This is a genomic window from Bradyrhizobium altum (genome assembly GCF_020889705.1).
Taxonomy (GTDB): Bacteria; Pseudomonadota; Alphaproteobacteria; order Rhizobiales; family Xanthobacteraceae; genus Bradyrhizobium; species Bradyrhizobium altum.
The window spans coordinates 25,650-41,714 of sequence record NZ_JACMYP010000023.1; the positions used below are offsets into that span (position 1 = coordinate 25,650).

The following is a 16,065-nucleotide window of genomic DNA, read 5'->3' on the forward strand; positions in this document are numbered from 1 at the left end:
ACACTAGTGACGCATCGTCTGACGGCCAGGTCAAGCGCGGCGCACCGAACAGTTGGCGCACTGGGGCTATTCCCGTCCCCGGCGCAGGCCTCCAGCCTTTCCTTCCGCCTCATCGCTTTACAAGCTTCGCCTGCCCCTCCACGATGTCGGTGAATGCGTGGGGTGGCGTGGCGTGTCGTTGCAGATCGCTATCCTGAGGGTGTTGTCGAGCTATCCGGGCGGGCGCGCCAGCGTCGCCGAGCTCAAGCGTGATCTTGCCATCCTGAATTCGAGCGGCCCGGAATGGACGCAGAGAATGCGACGTCTCGCCGCTCGTGTGCCGGACCTGGACCTGTTCGCAAACCGCCTGGTGCTGCGGGACGAAACGGGCTGGCAGCTGACCGAGGCCGGCCGCGAGATCCTCACCTTGCCGAATCTCCCCCTGCCGGTCGTCCCGGAGGTTTCAGTTGCGCCTGTGCCCCTGCTGCAAACTGAAGCACCTGCCGCCCTCCCGCCTCGCCCGCTCGAACGCGCGATTCCAGCGCGGCGACCGAGCAGACGCGAGGGACGACGGCGCAGGCGACAATGACGGCAACTGGAACGATCGGCTTAGGCTGCTGCGAGCGCGGCGAACGGACGCAGGCCGTCACGGCGTCAGGCCAAAAACGCCTCATCCTTGGCCACCAGGGGACTACAGGTCGAGTGCACGATCTTCCCGGCGGCGTTCAAACGAAGACGCGTTCGGAACAACCGCCCCCGGCATCGCGGTACTCGAGGTTGATGCCGCCGTCTTCCGGCATGATCGCCTCGATCTGGAAGGGGCCGGGAGGTTGATCGGCCAGCCTCAGCGTCCAATAAGAACGCAGGGCCCACCTGCCTTCGAACCGCCCGCCTTCGTAGCATTCGACCGTGGCGTCTTCGTCGTATCCGTCGAGCAGATCGGACATTCGCCGGTCCCTGCGCGCGTCGAGCAAGTCGACGACGACAACCTTTCGAGAAATTCGGAGATAACCTCCGGCGTCAATGTCTGTGTAGAAAAGTCGACACGCCAAACCAGGCCCCATTTATCGCTCTGCGTCAGGATCGAATTTCCGAGAGACCAGGCGAGTTCGCGAGCTTCATCAGCGATTGCTGACTTGCACGCTTTACCAAAGCGCGTCTCGTCCAAAACTACCGTTTCGCCTTCCGGCACGGGTTCCGGGAACAATTGGGATGCCTTGCTCACGTTCGAAACCACCGCCAAAAGGATCAACACCAACAGCAGCCAGATAGCGTGCCCAGCGCGGTCGAACCGTTCGCGTAGGTGATCCCGGTCAACTGCGAGGCTGTATCATAGCTATAGGTCGCCGAGACGTCGCCGGCAGCGTCGCGGATGTGCGGCGGTTGGCGGCACCGTAGCCAAAAGCGTTGACCTAGGGTTTAGACTAGGAAGCCGCTCTGCGGACAACAATAATAAATCGCTCAAGTGATCCGAGTTGAGGATTCGTTGTATCGAATGACGGTCGACCACGAAGCGACGCTTCTTCTCAGGGGCATCGACGCAGCGTGGCCGATTCCAAGTAGAGCGTAGCCTTCTGAATCCTACTCGGCTGGGTCGGTGTCGACCGGGTCTCCATATTTCAAGTTTTAGTGCTTACCGATTCTGTAAAGAATACGCAGCGGTCCAGAAATTCCTGCTGTTTTGATCCATGATCAATACAGTTTGTAAGGACATATTCTGTCAAGGCAACTTAACCTACGGGATTTCAGAGACCGTCGCGAGGTCTGAGTGCTAACCGCTAGTCTAAGTGCCTGGTCATGCTGGCAGCCGGCGAATGGGAGATCCGTCTCGGAAAGCGCAGCTTCGGTGTTTCAAGCCACCTGGCTTCATCCGTGGCGAAAGTGAGGGACCCTCCGAGGGACCGGCCAGGAAGGCAGATATCCGCAAGGTGCGCGAGTGCGACCTTCTCTACGATGCCGCCGGCCGACTGCGGCTCGCCCGGTGATCCGGTCTGTTCGGAGTGCTCCAGCGAGAACGGCGGCATGCTGCGATCGTCGTCGCATGCAGCCATGCACACACGCCCACCATTGCAGCGACGGGCAAAGCACGTCCCCTGAGTTCCCCTACAAGCCGTTCCACTCACGGACGTGAACGTTGCCGTCGACGAGCACCTCCATGACCTTGTTGACCAGGTCGTCTTTCATGGTGGCGAAGGCTTCGGGCGCCTTTTCTCCAATCGGCTGTTAATTGTGCGGTTCCAGAATTACGGCTATCCGGACTACGGTGTGGGGTGACGGAAAACCGGATTAACCGCAGACGGAGGGTATTGAGCCGTCGGGGGCAGCCGCGCTCATCGTAGCTGCCCGGGCCCGCACCACCGCGATCCCTTGAAAAATGCCATCAAAGGCTCTATTTGATATCATCGCTATCGGTCGCCGGAGGACGCTATCATGGCCGCTGTCACCATCCGCAACCTCTCCGAGGAGGCGCATCGCGCCCTGAAAGTCCGCGCGGCGCAGCACAATCGCAGCACGGAAGCGGAAATGCGCGCCATTCTGGAGGCCGCCGTGCGTCCCGAGGGCCGGCTGCGGCTCGGCACCGCCCTTTCGGAGATGAGCCGGAAGATCGGCCTCACCAATGCCGATGTCGAGGCGCTCGAGTATGGCCGCGGCACGCGTCCCGCCGAGCCGATGCGCTTCGAATGATCCTGCTCGATACCAATGTGGTCTCAGAGGCGATGAAGCCCGAACCACATCCATCGGTCCGCGACTGGCTCGACGCCCAGGCGGCCGAGACGGTGTTTCTCTCCAGCGTCACCGTCGCCGAACTGTTGTTCGGCATCGGCGTGCTGCCGCTCGGCAGGCGCAAGGACAGGTTGGCAACTACGCTCGACGGTGTGCTGGACCTGTTCTCGGCCCGCATCCTGCCCTTCGATACTGCCGCCGCGCGGCGGTATGCCGATCTCGCCGTCAAGGCGCGCGCGGCCGGAAAAGGCTTCCCCACGCCCGACGGCTACATCGCCGCGATCGCCGCCGTGCAGGGGTTCGCCGTGGCATCGCGCGACACGAGTGCGTTCAAGGCTGCCGGTCTGACGACAATCGATCCCTGGACCGTCTAACAGGCATCCGGCTGCTTCGGCTGCGGATTAAGCGAATAATCGGACCTGCTCCACACCGTAATCCGAATAGCCGGAATGACGATGACTAGTCCCGGATGTATGTCGAACCGAGCATACTCTTCAGGGAGTCCCGTCGATTGGGGGATAACGCCGTCACCTCGACACTGACCACGGTGCACCGCCCGGCAGCGACCAGTTCGATCCCTGAAGTCGCATCCCAGATACGCCGGCGCCAAATGCCGAAGCTCTTCGATTAGGTCACTCCGTACAGCGGTGTGCGGCGCCGGCTTCGACATCCTCAGCGGCGGACAGGCCGGCATCGAAAACTTCGTCGAGGACCTGCGCCGCACCTACCGGCGCGGGGACGTGCCGGGCTCGCTCGAAGGTCGGCGGAGCAAGTGAGTTCGCGTTTTCCGGCGGCCGGGTTATGGAAGGAGCCCGGTAATAGGACGCGCGATGAAATACGACGTTCCGCTCAAGACGATCATAAAGAACCGGCGGTCGAACCTGCGGGCCGCCCTCGGCATCCAGGGGGAATGGCGCGAGCTGCCTACGAATTTTCCGGCCCGGGAGCATGAAGTTGACTTCCTCGCGTACGTGAAGAACGGGCGACGGAGGGCATACCTGGCGCATGTGGAATTGCAGAGCGATCGGGATCCGGACATGTTGACCCGGATGCTCAGCTATCGGGCCGACATCCGGAACTGGCAGCAGACCTCGGGCGACGTCGAATGCAATGGCCTTAGCGTCGTGCAGACCGCGGCTTACATCGGACCGGGATCGTGGTCGCCCAAGCTGCGGCTGAAGGAGCCCCAGATCGAGTTCGAATACGGTTATCTGGACGTGAAAACGCTCGATTCCGATGTCCGAAGTCTTGTTCACAAGCCAAAGCGTCGAAGATGCCGCCCTGGCGGTCCTGTTTCGCGATGGCCAAGCCGTATATGATACGGAGGATTGTGCAGCGGGTCGCTGAGGCATCGAAATCGGAATCGGAGACGCTCAACGCCGGTGCCCTGCTGACCTCTTTTGCCGGCTTGCGCCGTGCCGGCGAGATCGTCGCGATGGAGTGGAGAAACATGAACCTGCCCGTCAATTTCGAAGACAGCCCCTTGATGAAGGAGAGCTACGATCGGGTCCGGGCCGAGGCGGACGCCAACAGGTTGGTCGCCGTGATCACGGAGACCTTGCAGAGGAAGTTTCCGAACGATATTCCGGCCGACCTCAATAGCCGGCTCACGGCGTTGAGCGTCGACGAACTGGATGCGATGTTCAAGCGAAGCATCGACGCGAAGTCGGCGGACGATATCCTCACCGTTTCCTCTCCCTCAACCTCTTTGGGCCACTGATCTAGGGATTGTGCTGAGTCGGAGGCCGCGCCGGCGCGCCGGTCGCAGTCGGCAGCAGACAGATTGCGGGCCGACTATGCTCGAATTTACGGCGAGCTTTGCCCTCATTTGCGGACCGATTCGACGGAGAAAAATGCTCAAACGAGGGGATTTTGCGGATAAACTATCCCTCATTCACACGTAGTAGCCGACCACAACACGGATACATATCGAGGCGTTTATACCGTCGAGTACGCCGAAGGCATCTACGTCGTGGATATCTTCCAGAAGAAGTCCAAGCGCGGGGTCGAAACTCCGAAGGAGGACATCGATAGGATCGTCGGACGTCTCAAGCGGCTTCGCGAGGACCGCGCCACACCGTCGGGACAAGAAAAAATCGCCGCACCAGATCCTGCGTCACCCGGGCATTGGCGGCGATCTGCAGTAACCCGCTTGCCACCCGGAACAGATAGACCCCGGGGATCATCGACACCACTGCGGCAAAAGCCGATCGCGGCAAACGGCAGGTTGGCATGCCGCACGACCGGCGTGAGTGTCACACCGACCACCAGAGCCGCAACCAGCGCGCCAGGCTACTGCCACGCATGCCTTCTAAGAATCGTTCCGGCGTAGCTATCTGCTCTGCCGAGGACGTGGGGAAGGTCAGTCCGTTTCGATCCCTGTGCGTTCAGCACGTGCTGTGAGCTTGGACGACCTCGCCTCGCCGGACCCCATCATGGAGCGCGCCCATTTGGCCGACTCCGAACAGAAGCGCGGACCGGGCAGAAGCAGTGAGCGGCAACGATCGTCACCCCAAGGGCGGAGACGCTTCGCGGCTCCGGTCGCATGCGCATGCCTGCGAGTAGAGCGTGACCGCACCGAAGGGAGGGGCCGCCAAGGCCGTACGTCTCCTCTTGCCTCAAGAGCAGACATTCATCGCTGGGTACCTCACAGTCGCGATGGGCCAACAGCGGTCATTCCGCAACCGCGTAGATGAGTGCTGCCCTCACCGGGAAGCGAGGCGGCGCATCGGGTGGAGCGGGCACAAACGCCGCAAGCCATTTGAAGCGCCTCGCCTTTACGTTTTCGGTACACCGGCTTGACCTTGACGCCGGCCCAAGCACGCCAAACCGGCGCGCCCATCATCGGCTCAAGCCCGTCTAAAGCCGTCCACCGCCAGCGTGATCTTGTGCGCGGTATGGCAATGGTGATGCAGTTTATCTTTGTCAGCGCGAAGCTGGTCCTGAAGAACAATTTGTGGTGGAGCTTTAACTCGGCGTCGATTTGGTGGTGCCCTTTGATAAGCGTGCCGTCGAGGTTGGTCTGGCCCACTTCATCGCCGGCTTCGTTCACGATTGTTCGGATCATTTCGCCTTTGATGGGTTTCACCTCCGCCTCCCACAACGTTGCGCCGGTCCCGGCGTTCGAACCAGACGTACCAAAACACGATACGATCGGCGGGCGCATCAAGCTCTATGTGCACGAGAACTTCCCGGAGGCTCAGAGCCTGACGGCCTGCACCGCTCCGGAGTCGCCTGATATGGCGCGCTGCGGACTACCGAACCGGTCTATCGTGATCCATTCGTGGTCAAATGTCGGCTCATACAGAGCGAAGCCGTCAGGACTGGACGTGACGACCAGCGTCTCCGGATCGAGCTTCTGCAGCTCATCTATCAGGTCTTTGACTTTCATGGCCCTGCTCGTTGCATGCGCCGCGGTGCCGGCGCGTTCGGGAACCTTGGCCATTATAGCCTCGCAGTCCTGCGCTGTCAGGACAGTGCCCCAAGTCACGCAGCTCCTGCTGGAGGGCAGCGGCCATGACGCTGGATGGCGTCCTCCAGCCGCCACCCGAAGTCGGTTAAGGGTCGTTCGAGCCGCCACGCTGATGAACGTTATCGGCTTCGTCGCACCGATGGCCGCCGCAGGCGGCGTGCAATGATCGGCACTTCAAGCCCTGGCAAGAAGGATGAGCGGGAGGACTGTTGCCAATCTGCTCACCAATCTGGCGCTCGATCCGTTTGGAAGGATCCCCGAATTCAAGTTCTGCGCCGTGCGCGCGAAGCCAGTGGGAACTAGGACGGCGGCGGCGGAGTAGGCGACGGCCGGGATCAATCGCCCCGGACCGCTGTCAGTTGGCGAAAGGCGTCTGCGGCGCGATCTTGTTCTGCGCAATGATGGCTTCGGCCCGCGCGAGATTTTCCAGCAGGCGCTGGCTGGTCAAGACAAGGAAATAATAGCCGAACTGCGGGTTTTGGAAGTAGATCTCGAGCAGCTTTTCGTAACTGATGGTCAGGACGCGGCCATCCTCGATACATTCGATCGTCGCGGTCCGGCGGTTGTCGGGCGTGAGGAAACCAAGCTCGCCCATCAAACGCCCCGCCGGAAGTTCGACGTTGATTTCGATGACCCGGAATTTGCCGGTAACGGTCAGCAGCATTTCGTTGGCTGCGTCACCCTTCTTCATCAAGATATCGCCCTTGCGATACTTGCGGTCGGTCATGAACGGCTTGAGCCACTCCATCGACACGTCGCCCTGTGTTGCGGTGCGCGCCTTCTTCACGAGAGCGAGCATTTGGCGGAGACGGTAGGCATTGATGGGAATCATCAGAAAATAAAGAAGAAAGGTCGTGACGGCTCCGGTGAGCGCACCGAAGATGGCGAAGAATGCGCAACCGATCATGTTCGCCACCCGCAGCGGCACCATCGTGTGCGTCAGCAATGTGGCGACAAAGAAGATCGCGCCGACCAGGGCGAACATATTGGCAAGCGTGATGTTGTGCAGAAGGATTTCCAGCAGGCGGTTGAAGATGGCGTCCCAGGTCACGTTGTTCGGATCGAGACCCATTTGGACCAGAATCTTCGCGAACCTGAGATTGTCGGTTGCTGCATCGAGAATGCGGTCCAGCATGATGGACATATCTCCTTTGGAGCCGGTGAGGCCAGCTTACCTGAAGTGGCTTTATCGCAGCGCAGAAAACTTGGCCGCCCGACTTCCGAGACGGGTCAATCGCGCCGGTCCGCACCTGATCACGGGTCTTCCGGTCCACCACCGGCCACGGACATATGGCGGCACCGCGCCAACTGACGCGAAGGGCCAAGAGCCGACTCAAGCGTGACTTTGATCAAACCAGGCCCGGAAAACTCCCGCCATCGAGCACGATGTTCTACCGGTCAGAAAATTCCTGATTGCCCCGCGGTGCCCTATTCGCGAGACGGCCATCGCGTTCGTGCATTCGATTTCTTCGAACGCCCGGCTTGCCTCCATTCATCCCAGGGCGGCTCGGGTCCGAAGCGATCAGCAAGAAAATCAATCAGGCTTCGGACCTTGGCGGAGGGACTTTTTCCCGGCGGATAGATCGCCGACAGCTCGCTTTCGACCGGCCGGTAATCGGGCATTAGCGAGACAAGGCGACCTTCCGCTAGATCCCCGCCCGCAACAAAAGTCGGAACCAGGCCGATACCGGCTCCTGCCAGCAACGCCGCGTAGAGCATGTTCCCGCTGTTTGAGCGAAAACGCCCGCTGATACGCACGGTGACTTCGCCCTCCGGCCCCACGAAGCGCCACTGCCCCGGAATGGCGCGCAGGCTGTAGAAGAGGCACCGATGGTTTGAGAGATCATCGGGCTGCCTCGGCGCACCATATTGTTTGACATACCCGGGAGTTGCGCAGAGCACAAAACGGACTGGTGCCAGGCGCCGCGCCATCAGGCTCGAATCCTTCAGCGCGCCGACACGAAGCGCAAGATCAAACCCTTCCTCGACCAAATCGATGAAGCGGTCATCGAGCGTGGCATCGACCACGACCTCCGGGTAGCGGGAGAGATAGTCGGCGAGCGCGGGTCCGAGCTGCGTAATACCGAAAGAGACCGGTGCCGCCAAATGCAGCACGCCGCGCGGCGCGGTTTGCAGCGCGCTCGTGCTTTGCTGAACCTCGTCGATCTCATCGAGGATGCGTTCACATCGTTCATAAACCAGCGCCCCGATCTCAGTGACGTTGAGACGGCGCGTCGTGCGGTTCAATAGCTGCGCCCCGAGCCAATCCTCAAGCGCGCGAACGTGCTTGCTCACCACCGCTTGCGACAAGCGCAGCTCCCGCGCGGCTCCGGAAAAACTCTGTTTCGCGACAACCTTCGCGAATACTCCCATGCTCTCGATACGATCCACGTCCGCCTCCCGCGATTTATCACGGTTCGTGAACAATCATATGCCGAACGGCGGGCTTATGGCAGCGCCCATTCGACAACACCTCCGAGTCACGATGAGAAAACCAACCGAGCGGCTGGACGCCGCTTCGTAGTGACAAGGAGAGTTTAATGATGACTACCGTGAACACCGTCGTCGTCGGCGGAGGCCAGGCTGGCCTTTCTGTCAGCCACTATTTGAGACAGCTGTCCGTGGACCATGTGGTTCTCGAACAGGCGGACAAGCCAGGCGAAGCCTGGCGGAATCACCGCTGGGACTCCTTCGCACTCAACACGCCGCGATGGCAGTCGCGATTGCCGGGGGTTCGCTACGGCGCGGATGATCCGGACGGCTTTATGCCGAGGCTGGAAATCGTGGCAAATCTGGACGATATGGCGCAACGGCTGCCGATCCGCAGTCGCGCGCGCGTCGTCTCCGTCGCGCGCGATGCCGCCAGTGGCGACTACGTTGTGTCGATCGATGACGGCGAGAACATAAGGACACGTAACGTCGTCGTGGCGACGGGCCTTTATCAGACGCCCAAGATTCCGGAGCTCGGCCGCGATCTAGCTGCAGGCATCCGGCAACTTCACTCCGACGGCTATCGCAATCCCGAGCAGCTTCTGCCAGGCGCCGTATTGGTCGTCGGCAGCGCGCAGTCCGGCGCACAAATCACCGAGGAACTCTATGAGTCCGGGCGAAAGGTCTATCTTGCCGTCGGCCGGGCCGGCCGCACCCCACGGCGTTATCGCGGCAAGGACGCGAACTGGTGGTTCGCCAGGATGGGACATTACGATCGCACGGTTAGCGAACTGCCGTCGCCGCGTGCAAAATTTGCAGGCAAGCCGCACATCTCAGGCACCAAAGGTGGCCGCACCATCAACCTGCACCAATTCGCCCGCGATGGCGTTACGCTGCTCGGTCGCCTAGAGGCGATCGACGGCGGCATCATCAAGCTGAAGGGCGACCTGCACGACAATCTCGCGGCGGCCGGCCGGGCCGAAGTGGAGTTCGGCAAGGCCGTGGACAGCTATGTCGCCAGCAACGGCATGTCGGCCCCGGCAGAAACGCTACCGATCCTGCGTGACGGGTTTGACCAGAGAATTCTAACGGAGCTCGACCTTGCTGCTACCGGCATCACCAACGTGATCTGGGCGACCGGCTACGCGTTCGACTTTTCGATGGTCGCGCTTCCCGTGACCGATGGCGACGGCTTTCCGATCCAGACGCGCGGGGTGAGCGCCTTTCCTGGATTGTTCTTTATCGGACTGCCTTGGCTGCATAACGCCAAATCGGGCCTGATCTTCGGCGTCGGTGAGGACGCCCGCTACATCGCCGATCGAATCGCCGCGCGGTGCGTCGGAGCCATAGACCGGCGCGCATGTGCGCACGTCGCGCAAGCGCATACACCATCCGCCCCAAAGAGGTCGCGCGTCACGACAAAATGGGCCGACCGCGCGATGACATTGATCTGGTCGTCCGCGCTCTCGCTGATGCTGGACGGCTTCGCGACGTACGCGACCGGGGTCTACCCGACAGCCCAGCACAACCCGCCACAGGCGGATTCCGCGGTCGTGTCCGCCGACGCGACGCAATCGCGGGAATGATCTGTCTTGCCATCGCAGACGAATTCTTTTGCATCATTGGAGATCAAGATGAAAAGGACATTTGCAACAATCGTGGCCGCTGCTGCCGTGGGTCTTTCCATCGCAGCAAGCCATGCAAGCGACATCACGTCACCGCCATGGGTTGACCACGTACCAACGCCGCGCGCCAGCTTGATCTGGGCATGACGGTTGATGAGGTGCTTCGCATCATGGGCGAACCGACGAGGACGACGGCGTTTAGCATGGATGGCAGAGCGCAACTCAAGCTCGAATTTGCCGGCGCCGTTCCAACCAAAATCGTCCTGGCGGATAGGAAAATCTCGAGCGTCAAGCTCGATGTGTTCCGCCCCGACAAAACTGATCTTCCGGCCTTCGGCCGGGCGGCCTGGCCTGGTCTCGCCGAGAGCGCGGTGCGGCAGGTGCTTGGCGTGCCAACCGAAAATCGTCACTACAATCTGTTCGGCATCAACGTCGATCAATGGATATTCATGCGTGACGGCCGAGCCGATCTCAGTGTGTTTTTAAGAGCGGGGCGCGTGATCGCGCGGGGAACCGGGCGGGAGGTCCCGGGCGATCTCCTTCGCGTCGAATTGCCGTCACCGCCGAAGGCTGAGAGCCCGACACTTGCGCCGCGCTTGGGGATGACAACAAACGACATCGAGGAGCTTTATGGCGCCCCGCACTACCGGGTCGACTACGTCTTCAACGGGCAACCGTCGTTGCACGCGGTCTACAAGGTCGGCGAAAAGGGACCGTTCATCGCGGTAACGTTCGTGGACGGTGTCGTGACGGAACTCGAAGATCTCGGAACGGTGCTGAACGACCCGGTCTTCCAGGGCCGATAGTGCTGATACGATCGACATGTCGGCGCTCGTCATGTCGCACAAACAAGTTCAAGAGAGCAGCAGACACTATGGAGGTTACAATGGCCATGCTTGATTGGAATGACTATCGAAGCCAGATCCTCGCCCGCGTTGGCGAGATCGGCAAGCTCAGCCCGGATACCGTAAAGGGCTACATGGCGCTTGGCGGTGCCGGGGCCAAGACTGGACACCTTGACGGCAAGGTCCGCGAGTTGATCGCGCTTGCGGTAGCGATCACATTGCGCTGCGACGGCTGCATCGCCGTTCACACCGCAGCGGCGAAGAAGCACGGCGCCACCAAGGGTGAGATCACCGAGGCGCTGGGGGTTGGCATTAGCGTCAACGCCGGCGCGGCCTTGGTGTACTCGACCCGCACGATCGACGCGTTTGATGCGGCAGCCTGACACGCTCGCGGCCAGAACGGTCGCGTCTCGTCGACCCGCGATTCACGGCCGCAAACCCTCTGAACCACTTCTGACATTGTCGGCAACGTTGAAATGTCCGACTTGGGTCATGAGCGTCGCCCTCTGCGATAGACGCCGGCTTATCGATTTCCGCTATGCCCCGTTAGCGAGCGAAGATGCGTGGCGGTGCAATATGTCGCGAAGGGCCACCAGGGGACATCGGCTCAGGAACAAATTCGGCGCCGTGGTTCGCGATGTCGTGAATGCGTTTCTCGGGGCTTGGTATCGGCGAAACAATCGCCCGCCGGCCGGGACGAGTTTCCAAAGCCTCGAAATTATCCAAGAGCAGATCGGGCGTACTGTGGCTGTGTGATTTCGCCATCGGTCGATCACTGTCGGTGCTGATCAAGATACTTTCCCGAATGGGCTGCCTATCTCCATTGCAGGTGCTGCGAAAAAATTGGGCTGTCGTCCGGTGCCCCGAGGACGAATAATATCGTTGGTGCGGGCGCGCTTGTGAACCATTTCACTGCACCGTCGTGCCTGCCCCGCGATACTGCCTGGCGTATTGAATGGAAGTATTTGCAGGAGGATTGTCATGAAGATTGCAATTCCCGCAATTCCCCAGTCTGCGATTCGATCCCTACTGCCTATCGGTAACCACGGCGGCTTGATCACCGTCGGATACGTGGTTTTGGCGCTCATCGCGATCGCCGCGATCTACTTGGCAGCGGGGCAGCCGAGCGTCACCCAAGCTGAGCTCGCGATTGCAACGGCATTACCGTGACCAATGATCGCCTGCGACTGACCACGTGGTGCCTTGTTGTATCCGTGATCACGGCGGTATGCATATGGACCTTGATCGGCTCCCCTGAAAACCGAAACGAACGCTACTGGCACCATTTGTCGTCGGAAATGGCCGCACGCAACTAAAGCGTTTTCGAGCGAAGTGAATGCCGCTCCGCGTGAAGAAACGCGTCCAACGAGGATCTAGAGCCTCCGTTCCGATTCCGTCGAACGGAAATAGCTCGGTGGCATGAGCCGGTGAAGACACATAGTGGTCCGCGATGGACGGGCCGCCAAAGCTCTTTCGCTCAAGATGATTGTGGAGACGATTGCCATGCTTGAACAGATTGCTCGCGTGCTCCTATGGCTTTCCGTGGGTGAAATTGCCGCTAGGTCTGGCTTGTGGCCACTGCCCGCCCCTGTCACCGGCCTCATACTGCTCTATGCCGAACTCGCGGTTCGGGGGCGGTTGCCCGATGATCTGGGTATCCTTGCGGATCGCCTGCTTCAGTTTCTGGGCATGTTGTTTGTACCGGCAGGCGTCGGCGTGATCGCCTATCTGGATGTGTTCAAGACCGAAGCAACGCCAATTTTGGCCGCGGTGATTGGCGGCACCGCCATTACTCTTTTTGTCACGATGGTCGTTGTGAACCTGCTCGGTCGAACGATTGCAAAGAGTCGAGAGCCTGGATCCGAATGCGTCGAGGGAGCAGAACGCGATGTCAACGCTTGATCTGACAAGTCTGACCTGGATCAGCCTGGCCGACCAACCGATCCTGGAGACAGGTGCGACCGTATTCGCGTTCTTGGCAGCAACTCGCATATCGCGGCTCGGCGGCAATCACCCATTGCTCAACCCGACCCTTCTGGCGATCATCCTTATTTCGCTCGGCCTCGAAGCGACACATATCCCTTACAAGACGTATTTGCGCGGCGCTGACCCGATAAACTTCATGTTGGGGCCCGCAGTCGTTCTGTTGGCCGTACCGCTATTTCGTCAGCGGACCGTCATCCGCGCTTCCGCACGGTTGATCGCGGTCGGATTGGGTGTCGGATTGCCTGTTGGGGTCCTGAGCGCAGTCGGCATTGCGTGGACGATGGGGGCAAGCTCGCAAACCATCCTCTCCTTGGCGCCCAAGTCGGTCACCGCCGGAATTGCGGTCGGCATTTCCGAGCAGATTGGTGGCCTGCAAACGCTGACGATCGTGCTTGTGATCATGACCGGCATTACCGGAGCCGTCCTCGGCCCCCTTGTCGCGCGCCTTGCCCGTGTTGACGATCCGCGTGTCGTTGGCCTGACCATGGGCATTGCCTCCCACGGAATCGGAACCGCGCGGGCACTCCAGATCAGCGAGGTCGCTGGTGCCTTTTCCGGCCTCGGGATGGGCTTGAATGGCGTGCTCACGGCCATCCTTCTTCCATTGATCTTTCGGCTGTTCTGAATTGTCGACTAACGACTGGGATAGACGCCAATATATCCGACGCAGTCGTTTTTCTGTTGTTGAGTTGGGACTGGCTCCTGCAATACTAAGTACCGCCTGAAGGGGCGACTTCTGCTGTGGGTCACGAGCGCCGATTTGACCCGGTGCCGATCACGTCGGGATTGCCCCTGACAGCCGACGTCGAGACAAGTGTCGGAGGCGGTCGAAAAGGGCCAACAACGGACTCATGCACTGCAGTAAATGCACATGGTTATTCGACACGCGGCACAAAACACGTTAGTTTTCCAACGCTCGGAGCTTTCCAGGATTGGAGAGTTGCATGATAGGGCGCCGTTTTGTGTTGCTGGCGGGTGCCGGAGCGGCGATCTGGTCGGTTGCGGCAGTAGCGCAACCTTATCCGGCGCGGCCCATCACCATCGTGGTGCCCTACGCAGCCGGGGGCGTATTCGACACGATAGCCCGGATCATCGGAGCACGCATGGGCGAACTGCTCGGCCAGCCAGTGATCGTGGAGAACGTGGCCGGCCCCGGGGGCATAATCGGTGCCCAACGCGTGATCAATGCCAGGCCTGACGGCTATACGGTGCTGCTCGGGACTGTTGGCAGCCACGCCTACAATCAATCGATATACCGAAAGCGGCGCTATGATGCGGTGAGCGACTTCACCCCTGTCACGCTCTTCTCTGACCAGCCGATGGTGCTCGAAGGCCGCAAAGATCTGCCGGCCAACAACCTTGCGGAGTTTATCGCGCTGCTCAAGCAGAACGGCTCGAAGATGCAATATGGCTCTGCAGGTGTTGGATCGACTACGCATCTTGCTTGCGCGCTGCTCAATGCAAGGATCGGCATCGACGTGACCCACGTTCCTTATCGGGGTGGCGGACCGGCCGCGAACGACCTGATCGGCGGCCACATTGACTATATGTGCAGCAACATGGGTGCCTTTGTGGCGCGTGCCGCCGCAAAGCAATCGAAGCCCCTCGCGCTGTTGTCGCGCGAGCGAACGCCGCTGATGCCAGAACTTGCGACGGCGCAGGAGCAGGGTATCGGCGACTGCGACGTCGTTACATGGACAGCTTTCTTCCTGCCGAAAGGCGCGGCGCAGGACATTGTAGCCACGCTGAACGAGGCAACTCACGCCGTAATGGACACGCCTGCGATCAAGTCCCGATTTAGCGCCATCGGCGTGGTCGGCGTTGCACCTGAGCGGCGCGGGCCCGAATACCTTGCCAAATATGTGGTTGAAGAGATCGCCCGCTGGGAGGGTCCGATCAAGGCTGCCGGTTTGCAGGTGGACTGATGTTGGCTGCTGCGCATCTGCGCGCACGCGGGTTGGTAGTTATGGGTCATTTGCGTCGGTTTTGCCGTTGCTCAAATGGGCCCGGATTGCCCTCGACAGCCGACAAGCCGACGAACGCTGTATTTCGTCGGGATGCGCCACAAGCCGACTTTGGGGGCTTCGAGTAGCGTCTTAGAATTTGGCTGCAATCCATCCGACAACAAAAAGGCCTGCGGCGACGCATAAAGCAATCAGTGCGCGTTTAGCCCATCGGACATTATCTGCACGCGCTCTGCCTTCAACTTCACGCCGTTGTGCTTGGGCATTGGCCTCGATTTGATCCTTCCAATCCCTCCACTCTTGCAAGCCTTCGGCGCGAAACCTTTTCCCTTCAGGCGTCCAGCGCCCAAGACGGGCACTGAGGCGATCCATCAAGCCAAACGCCGCGAGAGCGAGAACTGCCTCTTCACCAGCCGATTGCGCAAGCGTGTCCACTCCATCGTCGTCCCGAACAGGGCCATTTTCATATCGATCGAAACAACGATCGACCATCTCGACGAGAGCGCCAAGCAGTACCCGTTCGGGCACGGTACTTGATAGCAACTGGCCCAGAAACTCTTCATCGAAGTAGACGGGATACTGGACGCTCATTTTCTCGATTGCATCCAGAAGACACTTCTTTCGATCAGCCATGGTCGTTGAGAGGGCTCTAACGGGATAAGGAAACGAGCAACCAGAGGTAATAGTGGAGAGTGCTTTCGCCACCGTAAAGAGTATTGGTTGACGTTCGCTTCGGGTTATTTGCGTCGGTTTTGCCGTTGCTCAAATGGGTCCGGATTGCCCTCGACAGCCGACAAGCCGACGAACGCTGTATTTCGTCGGGATGGGCCATAAGGAGACCTCGATCGATTTGCGTGCCGCAGCGAACGCCCCGGCAACCTGCCGGGCTTGTACACAGCGGCGGCGGAACACGTGGAAAAAGCCGAAGCTCCCACGATTGTGAATCCCTTCTCTGCGTCGGCAGGCGGAATGGCGGACGGGAGTCATCTCGATGCTGATGATGAAATAACGGTGACACGTGTTGTCGCCCGACCGGGCGA

20 protein-coding genes are annotated in these 16,065 nt (G+C 60.3%); 13 read left to right on the forward strand and 7 right to left on the reverse strand.

Annotation, left to right across the window (positions count from 1 at the left end):
- The first annotated feature begins 172 nt into the window (after positions 1–172).
- A complete protein-coding gene (locus tag H8B02_RS09315; RefSeq protein WP_229165934.1) occupies positions 173–568 on the forward strand; it encodes a hypothetical protein in 396 nt (131 codons plus the stop codon).
- Between the two features lie 136 nt (positions 569–704).
- On the opposite strand, the gene H8B02_RS09320 is transcribed toward H8B02_RS09315, so the two are convergent.
- Entirely contained in the window at positions 705–926 is a 222-nt protein-coding gene (locus tag H8B02_RS09320) for a hypothetical protein (RefSeq protein WP_229165935.1), read from the reverse strand.
- Between the two features lie 1,483 nt (positions 927–2,409).
- Between H8B02_RS09320 and H8B02_RS09325 the strand changes: the two genes are divergently transcribed.
- From H8B02_RS09325 to H8B02_RS09345, 5 genes are all read left to right on the forward strand, one after another.
- Positions 2,410–2,664 (forward strand): FitA-like ribbon-helix-helix domain-containing protein, encoded by a 255-nt coding sequence (locus tag H8B02_RS09325; RefSeq protein ID WP_229165936.1) that lies wholly within the window; start codon positions 2,410–2,412, stop codon positions 2,662–2,664.
- On the forward strand, positions 2,661–3,077 hold the full coding sequence (locus H8B02_RS09330) for a type II toxin-antitoxin system VapC family toxin (protein ID WP_229165937.1): 417 nt from the start codon (positions 2,661–2,663) through the stop codon (positions 3,075–3,077). Before H8B02_RS09325 ends, H8B02_RS09330 begins: the two co-directional genes overlap by 4 nt.
- A 456-nt stretch (positions 3,078–3,533) precedes the next feature.
- A complete protein-coding gene (locus H8B02_RS09335; protein WP_229165938.1) occupies positions 3,534–4,022 on the forward strand; it encodes a hypothetical protein in 489 nt (162 codons plus the stop codon).
- Positions 4,023–4,033: 11 nt separating this feature from the next.
- Positions 4,034–4,423 (forward strand): hypothetical protein, encoded by a 390-nt coding sequence (locus tag H8B02_RS09340; protein WP_229165939.1) that lies wholly within the window; start codon positions 4,034–4,036, stop codon positions 4,421–4,423.
- A 165-nt stretch (positions 4,424–4,588) separates the two neighbouring features.
- Positions 4,589–5,035, forward strand: coding sequence for a type II toxin-antitoxin system RelE/ParE family toxin (locus H8B02_RS09345; RefSeq protein WP_312000748.1), 447 nt, complete (start codon positions 4,589–4,591; stop codon positions 5,033–5,035).
- 315 nt (positions 5,036–5,350) lie between these two features.
- Here the strand turns inward: H8B02_RS09345 and H8B02_RS09350 are convergent, their stop codons facing one another.
- The 4 genes from H8B02_RS09350 to H8B02_RS09365 form a co-directional block, all read right to left on the reverse strand.
- A complete protein-coding gene (locus H8B02_RS09350; RefSeq protein ID WP_229165940.1) occupies positions 5,351–5,791 on the reverse strand; it encodes a hypothetical protein in 441 nt (146 codons plus the stop codon).
- A gap of 111 nt (positions 5,792–5,902) precedes the next feature.
- Positions 5,903–6,148: a hypothetical protein gene (locus H8B02_RS09355; protein WP_229165941.1), complete on the reverse strand. Its 246-nt coding sequence runs from the start codon at positions 6,146–6,148 to the stop codon at positions 5,903–5,905.
- A gap of 382 nt (positions 6,149–6,530) precedes the next feature.
- Positions 6,531–7,319, reverse strand: a complete 789-nt coding sequence (locus H8B02_RS09360) for a Crp/Fnr family transcriptional regulator (protein ID WP_312000742.1) — start codon at positions 7,317–7,319, stop codon at positions 6,531–6,533.
- A gap of 284 nt (positions 7,320–7,603) precedes the next feature.
- The gene (locus H8B02_RS09365) at positions 7,604–8,566 is read right to left on the reverse strand and encodes a LysR family transcriptional regulator (RefSeq protein WP_229165943.1); all 963 of its coding nucleotides are present in this window, start codon (positions 8,564–8,566) and stop codon (positions 7,604–7,606) included.
- Positions 8,567–8,715: 149 nt separating this feature from the next.
- Between H8B02_RS09365 and H8B02_RS09370 the strand changes: the two genes are divergently transcribed.
- From H8B02_RS09370 to H8B02_RS09380, 3 genes are all read left to right on the forward strand, one after another.
- Positions 8,716–10,191: a flavin-containing monooxygenase gene (locus H8B02_RS09370; protein WP_229165944.1), complete on the forward strand. Its 1,476-nt coding sequence runs from the start codon at positions 8,716–8,718 to the stop codon at positions 10,189–10,191.
- 182 nt (positions 10,192–10,373) lie between these two features.
- Positions 10,374–11,036 (forward strand): hypothetical protein, encoded by a 663-nt coding sequence (locus tag H8B02_RS09375; RefSeq protein WP_229165945.1) that lies wholly within the window; start codon positions 10,374–10,376, stop codon positions 11,034–11,036.
- 80 nt (positions 11,037–11,116) lie between these two features.
- Positions 11,117–11,458 carry a carboxymuconolactone decarboxylase family protein gene (locus H8B02_RS09380; protein WP_229165946.1) on the forward strand — a complete coding sequence of 114 codons (342 nt, stop codon included), beginning with the start codon at positions 11,117–11,119 and terminating at the stop codon, positions 11,456–11,458.
- Positions 11,459–11,621: 163 nt separating this feature from the next.
- Here H8B02_RS09380 and H8B02_RS09385 read toward each other — a convergent pair whose 3' ends face one another.
- The gene (locus H8B02_RS09385) at positions 11,622–11,867 is read right to left on the reverse strand and encodes a hypothetical protein (RefSeq protein ID WP_229165947.1); all 246 of its coding nucleotides are present in this window, start codon (positions 11,865–11,867) and stop codon (positions 11,622–11,624) included.
- A gap of 189 nt (positions 11,868–12,056) precedes the next feature.
- Here H8B02_RS09385 and H8B02_RS09390 point away from each other — a divergent pair, with 189 nt between their 5' ends.
- From H8B02_RS09390 to H8B02_RS09405, 4 genes are all read left to right on the forward strand, one after another.
- Positions 12,057–12,245, forward strand: a complete 189-nt coding sequence (locus tag H8B02_RS09390) for a hypothetical protein (protein ID WP_229165948.1) — start codon at positions 12,057–12,059, stop codon at positions 12,243–12,245.
- A 270-nt stretch (positions 12,246–12,515) separates the two neighbouring features.
- On the forward strand, positions 12,516–12,977 hold the full coding sequence (locus H8B02_RS09395) for a CidA/LrgA family protein (protein WP_229165949.1): 462 nt from the start codon (positions 12,516–12,518) through the stop codon (positions 12,975–12,977).
- Entirely contained in the window at positions 12,964–13,686 is a 723-nt protein-coding gene (locus tag H8B02_RS09400; RefSeq protein WP_229165950.1) for an LrgB family protein, read from the forward strand. Before H8B02_RS09395 ends, H8B02_RS09400 begins: the two co-directional genes overlap by 14 nt.
- Positions 13,687–14,005: 319 nt before the next feature.
- Positions 14,006–14,986 (forward strand): Bug family tripartite tricarboxylate transporter substrate binding protein, encoded by a 981-nt coding sequence (locus tag H8B02_RS09405; protein ID WP_229165951.1) that lies wholly within the window; start codon positions 14,006–14,008, stop codon positions 14,984–14,986.
- Between the two features lie 171 nt (positions 14,987–15,157).
- On the opposite strand, the gene H8B02_RS09410 is transcribed toward H8B02_RS09405, so the two are convergent.
- The gene (locus tag H8B02_RS09410; RefSeq protein ID WP_229165952.1) at positions 15,158–15,658 is read right to left on the reverse strand and encodes a hypothetical protein; all 501 of its coding nucleotides are present in this window, start codon (positions 15,656–15,658) and stop codon (positions 15,158–15,160) included.
- Positions 15,659–16,065 lie beyond the last annotated feature (407 nt).

Bases quoted from the DNA above. Each gene is read 5' to 3' on its own strand.
- H8B02_RS09320 (WP_229165935.1), bottom strand. From the start codon at position 926: ATGTCCGATCTGCTCGACGGATACGACGAAGACGCCACGGTCGAATGC.
- H8B02_RS09325 (WP_229165936.1), top strand. From the start codon at position 2,410: ATGGCCGCTGTCACCATCCGCAACCTCTCCGAGGAGGCGCATCGCGCC.
- H8B02_RS09330 (WP_229165937.1), top strand. From the start codon at position 2,661: ATGATCCTGCTCGATACCAATGTGGTCTCAGAGGCGATGAAGCCCGAA.
- H8B02_RS09335 (WP_229165938.1), top strand. From the start codon at position 3,534: ATGAAATACGACGTTCCGCTCAAGACGATCATAAAGAACCGGCGGTCG.
- H8B02_RS09355 (WP_229165941.1), bottom strand. From the start codon at position 6,148: ATGGCCAAGGTTCCCGAACGCGCCGGCACCGCGGCGCATGCAACGAGC.
- H8B02_RS09360 (WP_312000742.1), bottom strand. From the start codon at position 7,319: ATGTCCATCATGCTGGACCGCATTCTCGATGCAGCAACCGACAATCTC.
- H8B02_RS09370 (WP_229165944.1), top strand. From the start codon at position 8,716: ATGATGACTACCGTGAACACCGTCGTCGTCGGCGGAGGCCAGGCTGGC.
- H8B02_RS09375 (WP_229165945.1), top strand. From the start codon at position 10,374: ATGACGGTTGATGAGGTGCTTCGCATCATGGGCGAACCGACGAGGACG.
- H8B02_RS09380 (WP_229165946.1), top strand. From the start codon at position 11,117: ATGGCCATGCTTGATTGGAATGACTATCGAAGCCAGATCCTCGCCCGC.
- H8B02_RS09390 (WP_229165948.1), top strand. From the start codon at position 12,057: ATGAAGATTGCAATTCCCGCAATTCCCCAGTCTGCGATTCGATCCCTA.
- H8B02_RS09400 (WP_229165950.1), top strand. From the start codon at position 12,964: ATGTCAACGCTTGATCTGACAAGTCTGACCTGGATCAGCCTGGCCGAC.
- H8B02_RS09405 (WP_229165951.1), top strand. From the start codon at position 14,006: ATGATAGGGCGCCGTTTTGTGTTGCTGGCGGGTGCCGGAGCGGCGATC.
- H8B02_RS09410 (WP_229165952.1), bottom strand. From the start codon at position 15,658: ATGGCTGATCGAAAGAAGTGTCTTCTGGATGCAATCGAGAAAATGAGC.